Origin of the sequence: Bradyrhizobium sp. 215_C5_N1_1, from assembly GCF_052075935.1 — a bacterium.
Taxonomy (GTDB): domain Bacteria; phylum Pseudomonadota; class Alphaproteobacteria; order Rhizobiales; family Xanthobacteraceae; genus Bradyrhizobium; species Bradyrhizobium barranii.
The window spans coordinates 2,667,601-2,685,117 of the sequence record NZ_CP197228.1 but is presented as its reverse complement, the minus strand read 5'-3'; the positions used below and the strand labels follow the sequence as shown (position 1 = coordinate 2,685,117).

At 65.8% G+C, this 17,517-nt stretch carries 14 protein-coding genes; 3 read left to right on the top strand and 11 right to left on the bottom strand.

What is annotated here, in order from left to right; translation table 11 throughout:
* Positions 1 to 16 precede the first annotated feature (16 nt).
* Both AB7G19_RS12535 and AB7G19_RS12530 read left to right on the top strand, forming a co-directional pair.
* A complete protein-coding gene (locus AB7G19_RS12535; protein WP_283017243.1) occupies positions 17 to 3,199 on the top strand; it encodes a DUF6519 domain-containing protein in 3,183 nt (1,060 codons plus the stop codon).
* 15 nt (positions 3,200 to 3,214) lie between these two features.
* Positions 3,215 to 3,736 carry a hypothetical protein gene (locus tag AB7G19_RS12530; RefSeq protein WP_283017244.1) on the top strand — a complete coding sequence of 174 codons (522 nt, stop codon included), beginning with the start codon at positions 3,215 to 3,217 and terminating at the stop codon, positions 3,734 to 3,736.
* A gap of 28 nt (positions 3,737 to 3,764) precedes the next feature.
* On the opposite strand, the gene AB7G19_RS12525 is transcribed toward AB7G19_RS12530, so the two are convergent.
* The 8 genes from AB7G19_RS12525 to AB7G19_RS12490 are packed head-to-tail and all read right to left on the bottom strand — an operon-like array spanning position 3,765 to position 12,128.
* Positions 3,765 to 4,484: an ABC transporter ATP-binding protein gene (locus AB7G19_RS12525; protein WP_283017245.1), complete on the bottom strand. Its 720-nt coding sequence runs from the start codon at positions 4,482 to 4,484 to the stop codon at positions 3,765 to 3,767.
* Positions 4,477 to 5,232 (bottom strand): ABC transporter ATP-binding protein, encoded by a 756-nt coding sequence (locus tag AB7G19_RS12520; protein ID WP_283017246.1) that lies wholly within the window; start codon positions 5,230 to 5,232, stop codon positions 4,477 to 4,479. Before AB7G19_RS12520 ends, AB7G19_RS12525 begins: the two co-directional genes overlap by 8 nt.
* The gene (locus tag AB7G19_RS12515; RefSeq protein WP_283017247.1) at positions 5,229 to 6,227 is read right to left on the bottom strand and encodes a branched-chain amino acid ABC transporter permease; all 999 of its coding nucleotides are present in this window, start codon (positions 6,225 to 6,227) and stop codon (positions 5,229 to 5,231) included. The genes AB7G19_RS12520 and AB7G19_RS12515 overlap by 4 nt, the downstream gene beginning before the upstream one ends.
* Positions 6,224 to 7,099, bottom strand: coding sequence for a branched-chain amino acid ABC transporter permease (locus AB7G19_RS12510; protein ID WP_071911591.1), 876 nt, complete (start codon positions 7,097 to 7,099; stop codon positions 6,224 to 6,226). The genes AB7G19_RS12515 and AB7G19_RS12510 overlap by 4 nt, the downstream gene beginning before the upstream one ends.
* 11 nt (positions 7,100 to 7,110) lie before the next feature.
* Positions 7,111 to 8,352 carry an ABC transporter substrate-binding protein gene (locus tag AB7G19_RS12505; protein ID WP_283017248.1) on the bottom strand — a complete coding sequence of 414 codons (1,242 nt, stop codon included), beginning with the start codon at positions 8,350 to 8,352 and terminating at the stop codon, positions 7,111 to 7,113.
* Positions 8,353 to 8,374: 22 nt separating this feature from the next.
* On the bottom strand, positions 8,375 to 10,750 hold the full coding sequence (locus AB7G19_RS12500) for a xanthine dehydrogenase family protein molybdopterin-binding subunit (RefSeq protein ID WP_283017249.1): 2,376 nt from the start codon (positions 10,748 to 10,750) through the stop codon (positions 8,375 to 8,377).
* Positions 10,747 to 11,271 (bottom strand): (2Fe-2S)-binding protein, encoded by a 525-nt coding sequence (locus AB7G19_RS12495; protein ID WP_283017250.1) that lies wholly within the window; start codon positions 11,269 to 11,271, stop codon positions 10,747 to 10,749. Before AB7G19_RS12495 ends, AB7G19_RS12500 begins: the two co-directional genes overlap by 4 nt.
* Positions 11,268 to 12,128, bottom strand: coding sequence for an FAD binding domain-containing protein (locus AB7G19_RS12490; protein WP_441267839.1), 861 nt, complete (start codon positions 12,126 to 12,128; stop codon positions 11,268 to 11,270). The genes AB7G19_RS12495 and AB7G19_RS12490 overlap by 4 nt, the downstream gene beginning before the upstream one ends.
* A 258-nt stretch (positions 12,129 to 12,386) precedes the next feature.
* Between AB7G19_RS12490 and AB7G19_RS12485 the strand changes: the two genes are divergently transcribed.
* Positions 12,387 to 13,007, top strand: coding sequence for a TetR/AcrR family transcriptional regulator (locus AB7G19_RS12485; protein WP_283017252.1), 621 nt, complete (start codon positions 12,387 to 12,389; stop codon positions 13,005 to 13,007).
* A gap of 7 nt (positions 13,008 to 13,014) precedes the next feature.
* Here AB7G19_RS12485 and hutU read toward each other — a convergent pair whose 3' ends face one another.
* Genes hutU through hutI form a run of 3 tightly spaced genes read right to left on the bottom strand, consistent with a single transcriptional unit; the run spans position 13,015 to position 17,469 of the window.
* The gene (hutU, locus tag AB7G19_RS12480) at positions 13,015 to 14,685 is read right to left on the bottom strand and encodes a urocanate hydratase (RefSeq protein WP_354130734.1); all 1,671 of its coding nucleotides are present in this window, start codon (positions 14,683 to 14,685) and stop codon (positions 13,015 to 13,017) included.
* The gene (gene hutH, locus AB7G19_RS12475; protein ID WP_283017254.1) at positions 14,663 to 16,258 is read right to left on the bottom strand and encodes a histidine ammonia-lyase; all 1,596 of its coding nucleotides are present in this window, start codon (positions 16,256 to 16,258) and stop codon (positions 14,663 to 14,665) included. Before hutH ends, hutU begins: the two co-directional genes overlap by 23 nt.
* Complete coding sequence (gene hutI / locus AB7G19_RS12470; RefSeq protein ID WP_283017255.1) at positions 16,255 to 17,469, bottom strand: imidazolonepropionase; 1,215 nt, start codon at positions 17,467 to 17,469, stop codon at positions 16,255 to 16,257. Before hutI ends, hutH begins: the two co-directional genes overlap by 4 nt.
* Between the last annotated feature and the right edge of the window lie 48 nt (positions 17,470 to 17,517).

Below are 17,517 nucleotides of genomic sequence, written 5' to 3'. Positions count from 1 at the left end.
TGCATCGGAGGCTATCATGGGTGCCGACTTCTCACGCGTTCGTCTCGACCCGCTGCTCGACTTCGCCGGCGTGGAGCTGAAACAGGGCGCGGTGCTGCTGGACGGCGATGCCAACGAGTTGATGGCGATCCTCGATCGCAGGCTGCGGGCGCTCGCCAGCGACATTCTCGGCCGCGATACGGTGTCCTCGACGACCCCGGATGCATTCAAGCTCGGCGTTGCCGGCAATACGCTCGAAATCGGCAAGGGGCGGCTCTATGTCGACGGTTTGCTCGCGGAGAACCACGGCCTTGCCGATCCCGACAAGCGCCTGTTCGACGATCTCATGGCCGAGACTGTTTTCACCGACAAGCTGACCTATGAGACCCAGCCCTATCTGCCGGATGCGGTGCGGCCGCCGCTGCCGACGGCCGGTCGCCATCTCGTCTATCTCGACGTCTGGGAGCGCGAGCTGACCTGGCTCGAGCGGCCGGAACTGGTCGAGATCGCCGTCGGCGTCGAGACCAGCTCGCGGCTCCAGACGGCGTGGCAGGTGCGTGTGCTCGACACCGATGCCGGCGCCAACACGAGCTGCGCGACGCCCGATGAGGACATGCCGGGTTGGAGCACAGTGATCGCGCCATCGACCGGCGTGCTCACGACAGGCACGTTTGATGCAGCTCCGGTGACCGACCCCTGCGAGCTGCCGCCGACCGGCGGCTTCCGCGGCCTCGAGAACCAGCTCTACCGGATCGAGATCCACGACCCCGGCCAGCCCGGCGGCACTGCGACCTTCAAATGGTCGCGCGAAAATGCCAGCGTCGGCTCGCGCGTCGCCAGCATGATCTCAGCCACCGAACTCGAGCTCGACAGCCTCGGGCGCGACGACGTGCTGCGTTTCAACACCGGCGACTGGGTCGAGATCATCGACGACCCCAGGGAGTTCTCGCAGAAGGCCGGCGAGATGCGCCGCATCACCGTCACCGAGGCGACCCGCCGCATCAGCTTCACGCCGGCACTGCCGGCCCTGATGCTGCCGCCGGGATTCCCCAACAGCGATTGGCCGAAGCAGACCAATTTGCGAGTGCGCCGCTGGGATCAGAAGGGAAAGGTGTTCCGGACCGATGCCAGCGGCACGCCGGTGCAGATCGGCGATCTCGATGCCGCCGGATCGACCGGCGTGATCAAGGTGCCGGCCGCGGGCACGACCGTCCTGCTCGAGGACGGCGTCACCGTGAGCTTCGATTCGACCGGGGCTGCGGGCTGTCGTGCCGGCGACTGGTGGGCCTTCGCCGCGCGCACGGGGGATGCCAGCGTCGAGTTGCTCGACCGCACCCCGCCGCGCGGGATCCATCACCATTATGCACGGCTCGGCATCTGGGATGTCGATGCCAAGAGCGTCACCGACTGCCGCCACCCTTGGCCGCCGAAAGGCGAAGGCCACGACTGTGCCTGCACGGCCTGTGTCACCGTCGAGCAGCACGAGAGCGGCAGCTTCACCATCCAGGACGCCGTCAACAAGGTGCGCGAGACCGGCGGCACCATCTGCCTCGGCCCAGGCCGCTACGTGCTCAAAGAGGCCGTGGCGATCAACCAGGCGAAATCGGTCCGCATCACCGGCAAGGGCCCGGCGACGCTGCTGGTGGCGCCGACCGGCGCCTTCGTCATCCAGGACTCTTTTGCGATCGCAATCGAGGACCTCGCGATCCTTTCGCTCGCACGCGATCCCACCATCGACGTCTCGACCTGCATCGGCCTCGGCCTGACCCGTCTCGCCATCGCGGCACTCGGCACCGAGAATGCACAGCTCCCGGCGGTGGTGCTGCGCGGCGTGGTTGGCGCTGTAAAGCTCGCCGAGAACGCAATCTTCGCGCCGGTTGGGATTGCGGGCGGCGCGCTCAAGGGCGTGGAGAACGGTGCCGGCTTCCTGCTGACGGCCGCGGTGACCATCGAGGAGAACGTCCTGCTGTGCCAGCGCGGCGCGATCGCCTTCGCCGACGAGGTGCTGCATCTGCTCGCCACGCGAATCGCGCATAACGAGATCATCGGCTGCACCGACACCGCCATCGCCGCGCAGGGCCTTGCGCTTCCCGGCGCCTCGCTGGCGATCGACGGCAACAGTTGCAACGTCACGGCCAACGGTATCGCATGCGCCGCGGCGGGGCTGTGGATCGACCGCAACCAGCTGCGCAACTGGTCGCCCGGCGATCACGTCGGCATCGGGCTGATCCCCGGGCTCGACCGCCGCAGCACCGCCACCGCGCATATCCTCGCCAACCAGATCCACGGCTTCGGCACGGCCGGAATCAAGGTGATTGCCGGAGCACAGGACCTGATCATCAAGCTCAACGCGATCGACGCCTGCGGCGCCGGGATCATGCTCGGCGGCGCGACCGACGCCGCAGCCGTCTCGATCGAGAACAACCACATCCGCAACATCGAGCCGGTCACCGAGAGCGAGAACGGCACCGTGGTCGGCATCGAGGTGATCCGCGCCGACAGCGCGACGATTGCGGGCAATCTGGTTCGCGCGATCGGCCTGACGGCGGTCAAGTCGGCACTGCGCGCCGGCGTCGTCACCTTCGGCGTCAACCGCCCGCGCGTGAGCGGCAACGAGATCGTCGAGGTCGCGCCCGCCAAGGGGTTTGTCGGCACCAGCGCCGGCATCATGCTGCGCGCGCCGCAGACCCAGATCGAGGTCAATCACAACAGCGTGCAGCGCGACCTCACGCCGGGCGTGGACAATTCGGACGGCAACTGGTTCGCGCTCACCACGGCGGAGGTCAATCCGAAGGTGCCGTTCGGACAGGCCGGCGACAAGGTCGCGATCCGGCTCGGCGACGGGCGGATCCTCGCGCTTGGCGCCGACTATGCGTTCGTCAGGGCAAGCCTTGCCGCCAACGACACCGAGGGCGCGCGCGCCGGCATCATCGGCAACATGCTGTCCGCGCGCGGGCCAGCCCCCGCCGTTCTGGTCGTGGCCGGCCAGGAATGCCTGTTCAACGACAACCGGGTGGAATCCGGCAGCAAAAGCGTCGCCGTTTCGCTGGAGAGCGCGGTCGCCATCATAAGCACGAACCGGGTGCGCGGCGGCGAAAGCTCGATCCGCCTCACCGGCGCGCGGGCAGTGACCGTGATCGGCAACATTACAACCAGCACCATCATCATCCCCGGCGGCATTGCCAACACGCCGTGGGCGCCACTCAACGTGATCGGCTAATTCGCGGAGATTTCGATGCGCACCTTCATCGTTGGAGACGAGACGAAACTCAAGGCTGTCAGCGAGAAGCTGCTGCATGCCAATCTGAGCCAGGTTCGCGGCGAGGCTGCGCTGAAAGCCTTGCAGGAGGCCAATCCGCATGCCGATCTGAACAGGCTCGCGCGCGGCACCGTGCTGTTCGTGCCGGATACGCCGGGCTTCAAGGTCAGCACCACAAGCTCCGCCACCGAGGGTCCGCTCGCAGCCTTGCACGAACTCCTGGATGAGGCGCTCGGCCTCGCGCTCAAGGAGACCGAGGCCGGCAGCAACGCGCGGCTCGAGGATCAGGAGCAGACCGTCAAGGCCTTCGACGACGGTGCGGTGAAGAAAGCGATCGGCGACCCCAATGTGGGCGGCCAGATCCGCGAAAGCGTCAATGCCGCCAGGAAAGGCTTCGAGGCCGATCGCGAGCTCGCCGCGCGCGCGGAAAAGAACATCACCGAGGTCGGCAAGGCCGCGATCGCAAAGCTCAACGAGCTCGGCAAGCTGCTCGGATGACCTGCTGGCGTGCGGCCCTCCGCGGCCGTCACACCGCGCAATAACGCTCCTGGATGTCCTTGTCCGCCAGCAGCGCCGCGGCGCTGCTTTGATGCACGACCTCGCCCTGGTCGATGATCACCGCGCGGTCGGCCAGCCGCAGGGCCCATTCGACGTTCTGCTCGACCAGCAGCAGTGTCTTGCCCTCGTCGCGCAGGCGGCGGAACAGCACGCCCATCTCCTCGACCAGGACGGGCATGATGCCTTCCGAGGGCTCGTCGAGCAGGATCATCTTGGGCTTTGCGATCAGCGCGCGGGCGATCGCGAGCATCTGCTGCTCGCCGCCCGAAAGCGTGACGCCCTCCTGATCGAGGCGTTCCTTCAGGCGCGGAAAGGTTTCGGCGATCTCGTCGATCGCGGCGCGCTCCTCGATCTCGCTTCCGGCCGCGACCAGGCCGAGGCGGAGATTTTCGCGCACGGAGAGCCCGGGAACGATGCGGCGCTCCTCCGGCACATAGGCCAAACCGAGATGGAAGCGCTGATGAGCGCGGAGCGGCAGCAGCTCCCTGCCCGCAAAGCGCACGCGGCCGGTCGCCTTCGGCATCAGACCCATCATCGCCCGCAGCGTCGTGGTCTTGCCGGCGCCGTTGCGGCCGACGAGAGCTACCACCTCGCCCTCCTTCACGTGCAGGGAGATGCCGTGCAGGATATGGCTTGCGCCATACCAGGCGTGGAGGTCATCGATTTCGAGCAGCGCGGTCTCAGCCATAGCCTTCACTCTGTCCGAGGTAAACCCGCCGGACTTCCGGGTTGCTCCTGATCTCGTCGGGCGCGCCGTCCGCCAGCAGACGGCCGTGATGCAGCACCACGACACGCTTGGACAGGCCGAGCACCATCTTCATCTTGTGCTCGACCAGCAGCACCGTGCGCTTCTCCGCGAGCCGTTCGAGCAGCGCGACCATGTCCTTGGTCTCTTCCGGCCCCATGCCGGCGGTGGGCTCGTCGAGCAGGAGCAGCTCGGGCTCGGAGACCAGCGCGATCGCGATCTCCAGCGCGCGCTGCTGGCCGTGCGAGAGGAATTTTGCTAAGTCGGCGCGCTTGCCGAGCAGTCCGACCGCCTCAAGCGCCGCGTCGGCGCGCGCGTTCAGCTCCGTCAGCCGGGCGCGGTTGCGCCAGATGTCGTAGCTCACGGTCAGCGCCTGGGCCGCTACGCGCACATTCTCGTGCACGGACAAGTCCGGAAAGATGTTCGTGATCTGGTAGGAGCGCGAGATGCCCTGATGCACGAAGCGGTGCTGCGGCAGGCCGTTCAGTTCGCGTCCCCTGAAGTGCAGCGTGCCCGACGTCGGGGCCAGCGCGCCGGAGAGGATGTTGAAGAAGGTGCTCTTGCCAGCGCCGTTCGGCCCGATGATCGAGGTGAGCTGTCCCGCCGCAAAGGACACGGTAATGTCTTCGAGCGCGACGAAGCCGCCAAAACGCTTGCCGACCCCCTCGACGCGAAGCAGTTCGCCGCTCATGGCCGCGCCTTTCCGATGCCGAGCGTGTCGAGCAGCGTTCCCCAGATCCCCTTGGGCAGGAACAGCACGAACAGCGCGAAGATCGCGCCGACAAAAATCTGCCAATGCGGCGTCCAAAGCGAGATGACATCCTCCAGGATCAGGAAGCTCGCAGCCCCGACGAAGGGCCCGAAGAAGCTGCGCGCGCCGCCGAGCAGCACCATCATCACGATCATGCCCGATGTCTGGTAGTGCAAAAGGTCGAGCGGTACGATCGACAGGTGCAGCGCCAGCATGCAGCCGCCAAGCGAGGAGATCGCACCCGACAGCATGAACACGATCAGCTTGCTCCGCTCGACGTCATAGCCGCACGCCCGCGCCCGCTGCTCGTTTTCGCGGATGGCCTCGATGACGGCGCCGAACGGTGAGTTCAGGATCCGCGACTGGAACCACATCGCGAGCGCCGCGAAGGCCATCAGCACGTAATATTTGTTGACGGGGTCGAGGAAATTGACGGGGAAGCCGAACAGGCTGATGCGGTCGACGGTGAAGCCGCGCAGGCCGTTCTCGCCGCCCGTGAAGGACGAGGCTTGCAGCGCGACGTAGTAGACGAGCTGGGCCAGCGCCAGCGTCACCATGGAAAAATAGATGCCGCGGGTGCGCGTCGAGACGATGCCGATTGCGGCGGCAAGGCCGGTGCTGAGAAGCACAGCGATCGGCACCGCGGCGAACCAGGGCACGCCGTAGCGGCCGATCGCAATACCCGTGAAGTAGGCGCCCGCGCCGAAGAACGCCGCCTGCCCGAACGACAGCAGCCCGGTGTAGCCGAACAGCAGATTGTAGCCCATCACCACGACGCCGTAGATCAGGACGTTGACGGCCAGCGCCTGCGACGGCAGCAGCCATGGCAGCACGGCCAGCACCGCGATGGAGAGCAGGACGCGCTGCTCGAGAATCCAGCCGAGCCCGCGGGACGAGGGCTTGGCGACCGCTTCGCCGTTCGATGGTGACCTCACGCGGTCCTCCCTCTCACGCCGAACAGGCCTTGCGGGCGGATCAGCAGCACAATCGCCATCAGCGCGAACATCACGATGGTCGCCATTTCAGGTGCGAACAGCGCCACCAGGCTGATGGAGATGCCAACCATGAGGCCGGCGACGACTGCGCCGACGATCGAGCCGAGCCCGCCGATCACGGTCACGACGAAGGCCTCCGCCAGTACCAGCGAGCCCATCTCCGGATTGACGCTGCGCATGGGACCCGCGAGCACACCACCGAGCGCGGCAAGTCCGACGCCAAGGCCAAAAATCGCGAGCCAGACCCGGCCGATATCGACGCCGAGCACCTGCATGATGGTGGGATCGCGGGCGCCCGCGCGCACAATGAGGCCGATGCGGGTCTTCTCCAGCGTCAGCCAGAGCACCAGCAGCACCACCGCCACCAGCGCGATGACGAACAGGCGATAGCGCGGGAAGAAGCCGATGCCGAGATCGAGCACGCCGACGAGCTGCGGCGGGGTCGGAAACGGAATGCCGTCGCTGCCGAACACGATCCGCACGCCCTCGACCAGGATGTAGCTGAGGCCGAAAGTGAGCAGCAGTGGATCGTCGATCGAGCGTCCATAAAGTCTTCGGATCAGGACGAACTCGATCAGCATGCCGAACGCGCCGATCAGGATGGGAGCGAGCAGCAATCCCCACCAGAAACTGCCGGTGAGCGACGCCAGATACAGCCCCGCATAGGCTCCGATCATAAACAGCGCGCCATGGGCGAAATTGACCACCCCGAGCATGCCGAACACGATGGTCAGTCCAAGCGCAGTGATCACCAGGACCGCCCCAAGGGCGATCCCGGAAAGAAGCTGCATGATGATCAGCGACAGGTCCATCGGTTGAGGCTTCAGGTCGCGTGGCCGAGCTCGCTGCAGCTGCGCAGCATATCATCGGAGCCGGTGTCGTTGGCGAGAATCGCAAACAGGTCGTTGTCGTTCGCCATCGCGGACTTCTTCTTGGACTCCAGCACCAGCACCGACTGCACCGACTGGTGGTCGCATTTGCGGTAATGCTGCGGGCCCTTGGTCAAGTCATATTGCAGCTTCTCGAGGGCATCGACGACCTTGTCGGTGTCGGTGCCGCCGGCGGCCTGCATGGCTGCCAGCAGCGATCCGACGCCGGAATAGCCGTAGGCGCCGTAATCGGTCGGGATCGCACCGCCATTGGCGGCCTTGAACGCCGCGTTGAAAGCGGCCGCCGATTTGCTCTGCGGCTCCAGGCCCCAATAGTAATTGGCACCGCCGACCACGCCCTCGAACACGTCAGGGCCGACCGCGAGCCGCTGGTTGTGCAGGATGACGGGCACGACGATCTTCATCTGCTGCTTGACGCCGAAATCCACCGCCTGCTTGATCGCGTTAGCCTGGTCGCGGCCGAAATTGGAAATGCAGAGCACGTCCGGCCGCATCGACATCAGGCGCGGCATGAAGGTGGAATAGTCGGCCGCGCCGAACGGATGAAGAATTTCGCCGACGGTATCGGCGCCGATCGCCGTCTGCGCGCGCTTGAAGCCACGCAGCATCTCGTGACCATAGGCGTAGTCCGCAACGAGATGGGCGACCTTCATGCCCTTCTTCAGCGTCTGCCGCGCCACCGCAGCGGTCGTCATGTGCGGGTTCAGCGCCTCGTGGAACGTATACTTACTGAAATCCTTGGCCTCGTTGATGGTGTCGGACTGGCTGATCGACACGTAGATCACGCCGCGGGCACGGGTGACTTCATTGACGGCGAGCTGCACCGCGCTGGAAAGCGCGCCCACCACGGCGTGGACCTTGTCCTTCTCGATCAGCTCCAGCGTCCGGGTCGCGGCCTCGCCGGCATTGAGCTTGTCGTCACGCACCAAGAGCTCGACCTTGCGGCCGCCGATGCCGCCCTTGTCGTTGACGAGCTTGACGGCGAGCTCGGCGCATTTGACCTGATCGCGCGCCTCAGCGGCGAACGGTCCGGTCAGCGGCGTCGGGAAGCCAATGCGAATCGTCTCGTCCGCGGCGCGGCCGAGCCGCGGCATGGCGAGCAGGGCGGCGCCGGCGGAGAGGCCGGCGAGCGCAGTGCGGCGGGATATTGTCGAGGTCGAACCGGATTTGGGCATGATTTCCTCCAACTGACTTTTTTTAGAAGCGTTTCAGGGCTTTCAGGACTTTTATGGGCGTGATCGGGATCGAATTGATCGTCGCGCCGAACGGCGTGAGCGCGTCGTTGACGGCGTTGAGAACGCAGGCGGATGCCGCCGCCGTGCCGGCCTCGCCAACCCCCTTGGCGCCGAGTTCGGTGTCGGCGGTCGGCGTCTCGACATGGCCGATGACGATGTCGGGCATTTCCATCGGCATCGGAACGAGGTAGTCGGCGAGCGAGCCGTTCATGAGCTGACCTGTCTCGCTGTAGCGGCATTCCTCAAACAGCGCCGCGCCGAGCCCCTGCACGATGCCGCCGCGAAGCTGCTCGTCCACCAGCATCGGATTGATGACGCGGCCGCAATCCTCGACGATGAAGTGCTTCAGCACCTTGATGAAGCCGGTCTCGACATCGACCTCCAGCGAACAGCCCTGGATGCCGTTGGTGAAGGCGAAGGGATAGCCCTGCGGAGCGAAATGATGACTGACGGTGAGCTGCGCCTGTGTGCCGGGCGGCAAGGTGTCGGAGCGGAAATAGGCGATCCGCGCGATCTCGGAGATCGGCAACCGCTGGTTCCGGGTCACGGCGTCGACGACCTCGCCATCGATGATGTCGAGTGCCGACGGCTGCTCCTGAAGAATGAGCGCGGCAATCTCCAGAATATTGCGCTTGAGCACGCGCGTGGCCTGCAGCGCGGTCTCACCGCCGATGCCGGCGCCACGGCAGGCCCAGGTCGCGCCGCCATGCGGCGTCACCTCGGTATCTCCCGTGATGACCTTGACGTGTTCCTGCGCAAGGCCGAGCTGATCGGCCACGATCTGGCTGATGATCGCCTCGGTACCCTGCCCCTGCTCGGTGACCGAGATCAGGCAGCGGACCTCGCCCGACGGCGTCAGGCTGAGGATCGCGCCGTCCTGCGACGAGATGCGCGCGCCGCCGACGCCGTAGAAGGCCGGGCTGGGATTGGTGATCTCGACGAAGGCCGCAATGCCGATGCCGCGATAGATGCCGCGCTTGCGCAAATCGGCCTGCTCGGCGCGCAACGCCTCATAACCCATCATCTCGTGCAGGCGCTTCAGGCAGGCCTGATGCGACAGCGCCTCGAAGCGATAGCCGGTCGGCGAGGTCTGCGGATAGGCATCGTCAGCGATAACGTTCTGCGCGCGGATGACGAAGGGATCGAGGCCGACCTTGGCCGCCGCCATGTCCACCAGCCGCTCGGTGACGGCGCAGGCGATGGGATGGCCGACGGCGCGGTACTGGCTGGTCTGCACCTTGTTCTGGAAGATCACCTCCAGTGTGGCGCGATAGTTCTTGAAACGATAGGGCGCGCCGATCAGGCGGATCACCTGGTTGCCCTCGACCACGCTGGTGCGCGGATAGGTCGAGAACGCCCCGATCGCGGTCAGGTCCAGCACGTCCATCGCCAGAATCTCGCCCTTGGCATCGAGCGCCATGCGGGCGCGGACGCGATGGTCGCGGGCGTGGATGTCGGAGACGAAGGACTCGATGCGGTCGGCGACGTATTTGACGGGACGGCCGAGCAGGATCGACAGGCCGACCACCGCCATGTCCTCGTGATAGACATGCAGCTTCATCCCGAAGGAGCCGCCGATGTCGGTCGCGATCACGCGAACGCGGGCCTCGGGGATACCGTAGTGGCGCGAATAGAGATCCTGGAACTGGTAGGGCGTTTGCGTCGCGTGATGCACGGTCAGCGCACCGGCGGCGGGATCGTAGTCGGCGACGATGGCGCGAGGCTCCAGCGTCACCGCAGTGTGGCGGCCGAAGGAGAACTCCTCTTCCACCACATGCGCGGCCTGCGCAAACGCGTCGTCAACGGCGCCATTGTCGAGCTGGGCCCGGAAACAGGTGTTATTGACACTGCCCGGATTGATCAGCGGGCCACCAACCTCTCGTGCACTGTCGATATCGACCACGACAGGGAGGTCCTCATAGTCGATCTCGATCAGCTCCAGCGCATCTTCCGCAAGCGCCCGGCTCTCGGCCACGACGGCCACCACAGCCTGCCCGGCCCAGACCACGCGGTCGAGCGGCAATGGCAATTGCGGAGCCGACGTCATGCCCTTGAAGTGGTCGAGCGTGCCGGTCCAGGGCGTGCAGATCTTTGCGAGGTCCTCGCCGGTGGCAATGAGATGCACGCCTTCGAGTGCGCGCGCTTGCTCGGTATTGATGGCGACGATCTTCGCGTGCGCATGCGGACTGCGCAGGAAGGCGGCATGGAGCATACGCGGCAAGCGAAGGTCGCTGACATAGCGTCCGCGGCCGGCGAGCAGCCGCTTGGCGTTCGGGCGCGGCACGGAACGGCCGATATAGGAATTAGGGCGGTCGAGCGAGGTCAGTGGCGCGCTCATGTCGCGCCTCCATTTTCATTGCGCGCTTTGGCCACCGCGTCGATGGCGTCGACGATCGCCTCATAGCCGGTGCAGCGGCAATAATTGCCCGACAGCGCGTCGCGGATCTCGTCGCGGCTGGGCAGAGCGATCTGCGAGAGCAACTCGTGCGCATTGACCAGCATGCCCGGCGTGCAGAAGCCACATTGCAGCGCGTTGCGGCGATGGAATTCGGCCTGGAGATCGGCGATCACGCCGCTCTCGGTAAGACCTTCGATGGTATTGATCTTGGCGCCATCGGCCTGCACTGCAAAGATCAGGCAGGAGTGCACAGCGCGGCCGTCGAGCTGCACCAGGCAGGCGCCGCAGGCCCCCATCTCGCAGCCCGCATGCGTGCCGGTCAGTTCGAGCGCGTTGCGCAGGCAATCGACCAGCGTCTCGCGCGGCGCCACCTCGCAGGCGACCTTGCGGCCATTGACGACGAAGCGGACCCGCACGGTCTCGTCGGGGTCGTCCAAAAGGGTTTCGTCAAAACCGCTCATGCGCCCTCACCCAGACGTCCGAGCAGGCGGCCGAGCAGCACGCGGGCAAGATGCAGCCGCATCGCCGGCGGCACCTCGTCGCTGTCCGGCGGGGCGAGATCGCCTTCGAGCGCAGCTTGTGCGGCGGCGATACGCTCAGGATCCAGGTTCGAGCCGATCAGGGTTGCCTCAGCGCCCTTCACCCGCGTCGGTGTATTGCCGACCGAGAAGAAGGAAATGCGGATGTCGTCGATGCGTTCGGCTGTGAAAGTCGCAAGCATGCCGCACCCGACCAGAGCATAGTCCCCGCGCCGGCGCGCCAGCTCGTCGAACGCAAAACGCTGATCGGCTTTGAACAGCGGAACATAGATCGCGGTGATCAGCTCACCGGGCTGCAATGCGGTCTCGAACAGCTCGACGAAGAAGTCGTCGGCTTTCACACGCCGGCTGCCGGAAGGGCCGGCGATTTCGATCTCGGCATCGAGCGCCAGGGTCATCGCCGGGAATTCGGAGGCAGGATCGGCGAGCGCGACGCTGCCGCCAATGGTGCCGCGGTTGCGGATCGCGGGATGGGCTACAAAAGGCGCAGCAGCATGCAGCAGCGGCGCGAATTCGGCGATTAGCGGCTCGCTCAGCATCTCGCAGTGCCGCGTCAGCGCGCCGATACGCAAGTAACCGCCTGCACGCCCGACGCCGCGCAGCTCGTCAATATGGGTGATGTCGATCAGCAAGCGCGGTGCTTGCAGCCGCAGCGACAGTGCCGGTACGAGGCTCTGCCCCCCGGCGATGAAGCGCGCGTCATCGCCAGCGCGGGCATGAGCATCCAGCGCCTGGTCGATCGTCGCAGCACGAAAATAGCTGAAAGCCCTCGCCTTCACCGCCGTTTCCTCAGAGATCCGTCGGCTCATCAGCCGGGATGCCAGATTTGTAACCATCTGGTCTCAAAATCCTGACACGCCGCCGGGAGGCGGTCAACAGGAAATGACCATTTGGTCACAAATGCACCTTTAGGCTAAGAAGGCAGCCGGAGATTGCTAAACAGCGTCGAAATGGCCCGAAAAGCGCAGAAACTAGCGAAGCGACCGGTCCGGAAGCGGACGGACACAGGCAGCAAGTCCGCGCCAAAGCGCCGCAACATGCGCGCGGCCGACCGCGAGCGCGCGATCGTGGACGAGGCGATCCGCTTCTTCGCCGAGCATGGCTTCGAGGGCCAGACCCGCGAACTGGCAAAACGCATGGGCATCACGCATTCGGCGATCTATCGCCACTTCCCGAGCAAGGAGGCGCTGATCGAGCGGGTCTACCAGGAGGTCTATCTCAGCCGCTGGTCGCCCGACTGGGGGCCGATGATCCGCGACCGAACCTTACCGCTCGAGGCGCGGCTGACGCGCTTCTATCTCGACTATGTCGAACGCGTGTTCGAGTACAATTGGGTGCGGATCTTCGTCTTCTCCGGCATGAAGTCGTTCGGTATCACCGGCCGTTATCTCGACATTGTCCGCCGCGAGATCATCGAGCCCGCGGCGGCCGAGCTGCGCCACGATCTGAAGCTGCCCGACGCGAAATCCCATCCGCTTAGCGAACGCGAGACCGAGCTGTTCTGGGGCCTACACGGCCGCATCTTCTATCTCGCCATCCGCAAGTTCATCTACGAGACGCCGATCCCGCCCGATCTCGACGCGATCGTCCGCGACGCCGTCCAGACCTTCATGGACGGCGCGAAGATGACGATGCCGAAGCTTTTGGCGCGCGACTGAAGCGTAGCTACTTCGCCAGGCTCGGTAGATCGAGCCCCTTGCCGCGGGCGCAATCAATCGCGGTCTCATAGCCCGCGTCTGCGTGGCGCATGACGCCGCTGGCGGGATCATTCCACAGCACGCGCTCAATGCGCTTCGCGGCTTCCGGCGTGCCGTCGGCGACGATCACCATGCCGGCATGCTGCGAGTAGCCGATGCCGACGCCGCCGCCATGGTGCAGCGAGACCCAGGTCGCGCCGCTGGCGCAATTGAGCAGTGCGTTGAGCAGCGGCCAGTCGGACACAGCGTCCGACCCGTCCTTCATCGCCTCGGTCTCGCGGTTGGGACTCGCCACCGAGCCGCTGTCGAGATGATCGCGGCCGATCACGATCGGCGCCTTCAGTTCGCCACGTGCCACCATCTCGTTGAAGGCAAGGCCCAGGCGATCTCGGTCGCCGAGGCCGACCCAGCAGATCCGCGCCGGCAGGCCCTGGAACTTGATCCGCTCCCTGGCCATATCGAGCCAGTTGTGCAGATGCTTGTCGTCAGGCATCAGCTCCTTGACCTTGGCGTCGGTCTTGAAGATGTCCTCGGGATCGCCCGACAGCGCAGCCCAGCGGAACGGCCCGACGCCTCGGCAGAACAAGGGACGGATATAGGCGGGAACGAAGCCCGGAAAATCGAAGGCGTTCTTCAGGCCCATGTCCTGCGCCATCTGGCGGATGTTGTTGCCGTAGTCGAGCGTCGGAATGCCCTGCGCATGGAAATCCAGCATGGCCTGGACGTGCTCGACCATCGACGTCTTCGACGCACGCTCCACCGCCTTCGGATCGGCGGCGCGCTTGGTTTCCCAATCGGCGAGCGTCCAGCCCTTCGGCAAGTAGCCGTTGATCGGATCATGCGCGCTGGTCTGGTCGGTGACGATGTCGGGTTTGACGCCGCGGCGCACCAGCTCAGGGAAAATCTCCGCGGCATTGCCGAGCAAACCGACCGATATTGCCTTCTTGGTCCTCGCCGCCTCTTCCATGATCGCCAGCGCCTCGTCGAGCGTCGCGGCCTGCCGATCGAGATAGCCGGTGCGCAATCGCATCTCGATGCGGCTCGGCTGGCATTCGACCGCGAGCATCGAGGCGCCCGCCATGGTCGCGGCCAGCGGCTGCGCGCCGCCCATTCCGCCGAGACCGGCGGTGAGAATCCATCTTCCCGCGAGGCTGCCGCTATAGTGGCGCCGGCCGACCTCGACGAAGGTCTCGTAGGTACCCTGCACGATGCCCTGGCTGCCGATATAGATCCAGGAGCCCGCCGTCATCTGGCCGTACATCATCAGGCCCTTGCGATCGAGCTCGTTGAAATGGTCGAGCGTCGCCCAATGCGGCACAATGTTGGAGTTCGCGATCAGGACGCGCGGGGCATCGGCATGGGTGCGGAAGACACCGACCGGCTTGCCGGACTGAACCAGCAGCGTCTCGTCATTCTCGAGCTTGCGCAAGGCCGCCGTGATGCGGTCAAAGCTCTCCCAGTCGCGCGCGGCGCGGCCAATGCCGCCATAGACGACGAGCTCGCTCGGACGCTCCGCGACATCAGGATCGAGATTGTTCATCAGCATGCGCAGGGGCGCTTCCGTCAGCCAGCTCTTGGCGCTGATGTCGCTGCCGCGGGGGGCGCGGATGGTGCGGTCATTGTCCAGTCGGCGGTTCATGCGGAGCACCTCTTTGGTCAAGTCTCGGGAACGGATCGGTTGGAAGCGCCGCGATCGCCACGGCCGGTAGCGCATCGGCTTCGATCAACGCAGCCGCCCTGGCGAGATCGCCGGCCATGTATCGGTCGGCGGCGAGTGCGGGCACATGCTCGCGAAGCGCAGCGATGACGGCTGCGAGTGGAGCACTGGTCGCATGCGGCGCGCGCAGCGTGATGCCTTGTGCGGCGACCAGCAGCTCGATGCCGAGGATGGCGGCGAGATTATCGGCCATATCCGAGAGGCGACGCGCGGCGTGCGCGGCCATCGAGACATGGTCTTCCTGGTTGGCGCTGGTCGGTGTCGAGTCGATCGAGCAGGCAGCCGCACGCTGCTTGTTCTCGGCGTACAGTGCGGCAGCCGTGACCTCGGCGATCATGAAGCCGGAATTGATGCCGGGGTCGGGCGTCAGAAACGGCGGCAGACCGAAATTGAGCGCGGGATCGACCAGCGTCGCGATCCGCCGCTCGCTGATCGCACCGATTTCCGACAGCGCCAGCGCGATCGTATCGGCGGCAAAGGCGACCGGCTCGGCGTGGAAATTGCCGCCGGAGACGATCTCGCCGGTCTCGACCAGGACGAGCGGATTGTCGGTGACGGCGTTTGCTTCGACGATCAGCGTGCGCGCGGCCTGCGTGATCAGGTCGAGCGCAGCGCCCGCGACCTGCGGCTGGCACCGCAGGCAATAGGGATCCTGCACGCGCTCGTCACCTTCGAGATGCGACAACCTGATATCGCTGCCGTCGAGCAACGCTGTCAACGTCGCGGCGGCAGCGACCTGTCCTGCGTGACCGCGCAACGCCTGAATTTCCGGGCGGAACGGCGCCGTCGAGGCCATTGCCGCATCGACCGACAGCGCGCCGGTGACGAGCGCGGCGCGAGCCAGGCGAAACGCGCGCAGGACGCCGGAGATAGCGTAGGCGGTCGAGAACTGCGTGCCGTTGATCAGGGCGAGCCCCTCCTTGGGGCCCAGCGTCAGCGGCGCAAGTCCGGCGACGGCGAGTGCCTCACGGCCGGAGACAGTCTTGCCATCGACAATCGCCTGCCCCTCGCCGATCATCACCGCCGTCATATGCGCGAGCGGCGCAAGATCGCCGGAGGCGCCGACCGAGCCTTGCTGCGGCACCAGCGGATAGACGTCCTGCGCCAGCATGGCCCGCAACTGCTCGATCACCTCGCGACGCACGCCGGAGGCGCCGCGGCCGAGCGAGACGATCTTCAGCGCCATCATCAACCGGACGATCGGCTCCGGCGTGGCCGGGCCGACGCCGCAGCAATGCGAGACGATGAGATTGCGCTGGAGCATCGCGGTCTGGTCGGGCGGAATGCGCTTCGAGGCCAGTTTTCCAAAACCGGTATTGATGCCGTAGACCGGCGCGGCGCCATGTGCTGCCTTTGCGACGATCTCCGCCGCCGCTTCGACGCGCGGCCAGAATGACGGATCGAGTACAACAGGAGCGCCAGCGAGCACGCGCGCGAGATCGTCGAGGCTGACCGTTCCTGGATTGACGACGATCGCCGCGCCCTGTTCCGTCACTGTCCCCTCCACACCCGGCGATGCAGCGGATTGAAGCCGATGCGGTAGACGAGCTCGGCGGGCCGCTCGATGTCCCAGATCGCGAGATCGCACCACTTCCCTGCTTCCAGCGTGCCGGTCTCATTGAGCACGCCGAGCGCACGCGCGCCTTCACGGGTGACACCAGCGAGGCATTCGGCCACCGTCATCCGGAACAGCGTCGCGCCCATGTTCATCGTGAGCAGCAGCGATGTCAGCGGCGAGCTGCCGGGATTGCAGTCGGTCGCGAGCGCCATGTGGACGCCGTGCCTGCGGAACGCTTCGATCGGCGGTTTCTGCGTCTCGCGGATGAAATAGAAGGCGCCGGGCAGCAGCACGGCGACAGTTCCGGCCTTCGCCATTGCGGCGGCGCCGGCCTCGTCGGTGTGCTCGAGATGATCGACGGAGAGCGCCGAGAATTCTGCGGCCAGCGCAGCGCCGCCGAGGTTCGACAGCTGGTCGGCATGGAGCTTGACCGGCAGCCCAAGCCCCCTCGCCGTCTCGAACACCCGCGCGGTCTGCTCGGCCGAGAACGCGATACCTTCCATGAAGGCATCGACGGCATCGGCAAGACCGGCCTTTGCGACGGCCGGCAGCATCTCATGACACACGAGATCGATGTAGCGATCCTTGTCACCGCCGGCCTCCACAGGCAGCGCATGCGCCCCGAGAAAGGAGGTGCGGATCGCAACCGGCCGCTGACGGCCGAGGATGCGCGCCGCTGAGAGCTGCCGCATCTCGGTCTCGGTATCGAGGCCGTAACCGGACTTGATCTCGATGGTGGTGACGCCCTCGCCGATCAGCGCATCGAGCCGCGGCAGCGCGCTTGCAACGAGCTCGGCCTCGCTCGCCTTGCGCGTCGCGGCGACTGTCGAGACAATGCCGCCGCCGGCGCGCGCGATTTCCTCGTAGCTTGCGCCCTTCAGGCGCAGCTCGAATTCGTGCGCGCGATTGCCGCCATAGACGAGATGGGTATGGCAATCGACGAGGCCGGGCGTGATCCAACGCCCCTCGCAATCGATCCGCTTGATCGCGTCCGCATCACCAGGAAAATCCGCCGCCGCGCCCGCATAGACGATATGGCCGCCGCGCGTGGCGATCACGCCATGCTCGATCTCGCCGAGATCGGAACGGTCGGCCCGCATCGTGGCGAGCCGGGCGTTGTGCCAGATCCGGTCGAAGCGCTCTGCCATGCAATGGTCCCTTCGTGGGATGCTTGACTTATATGTCTAGACATATAA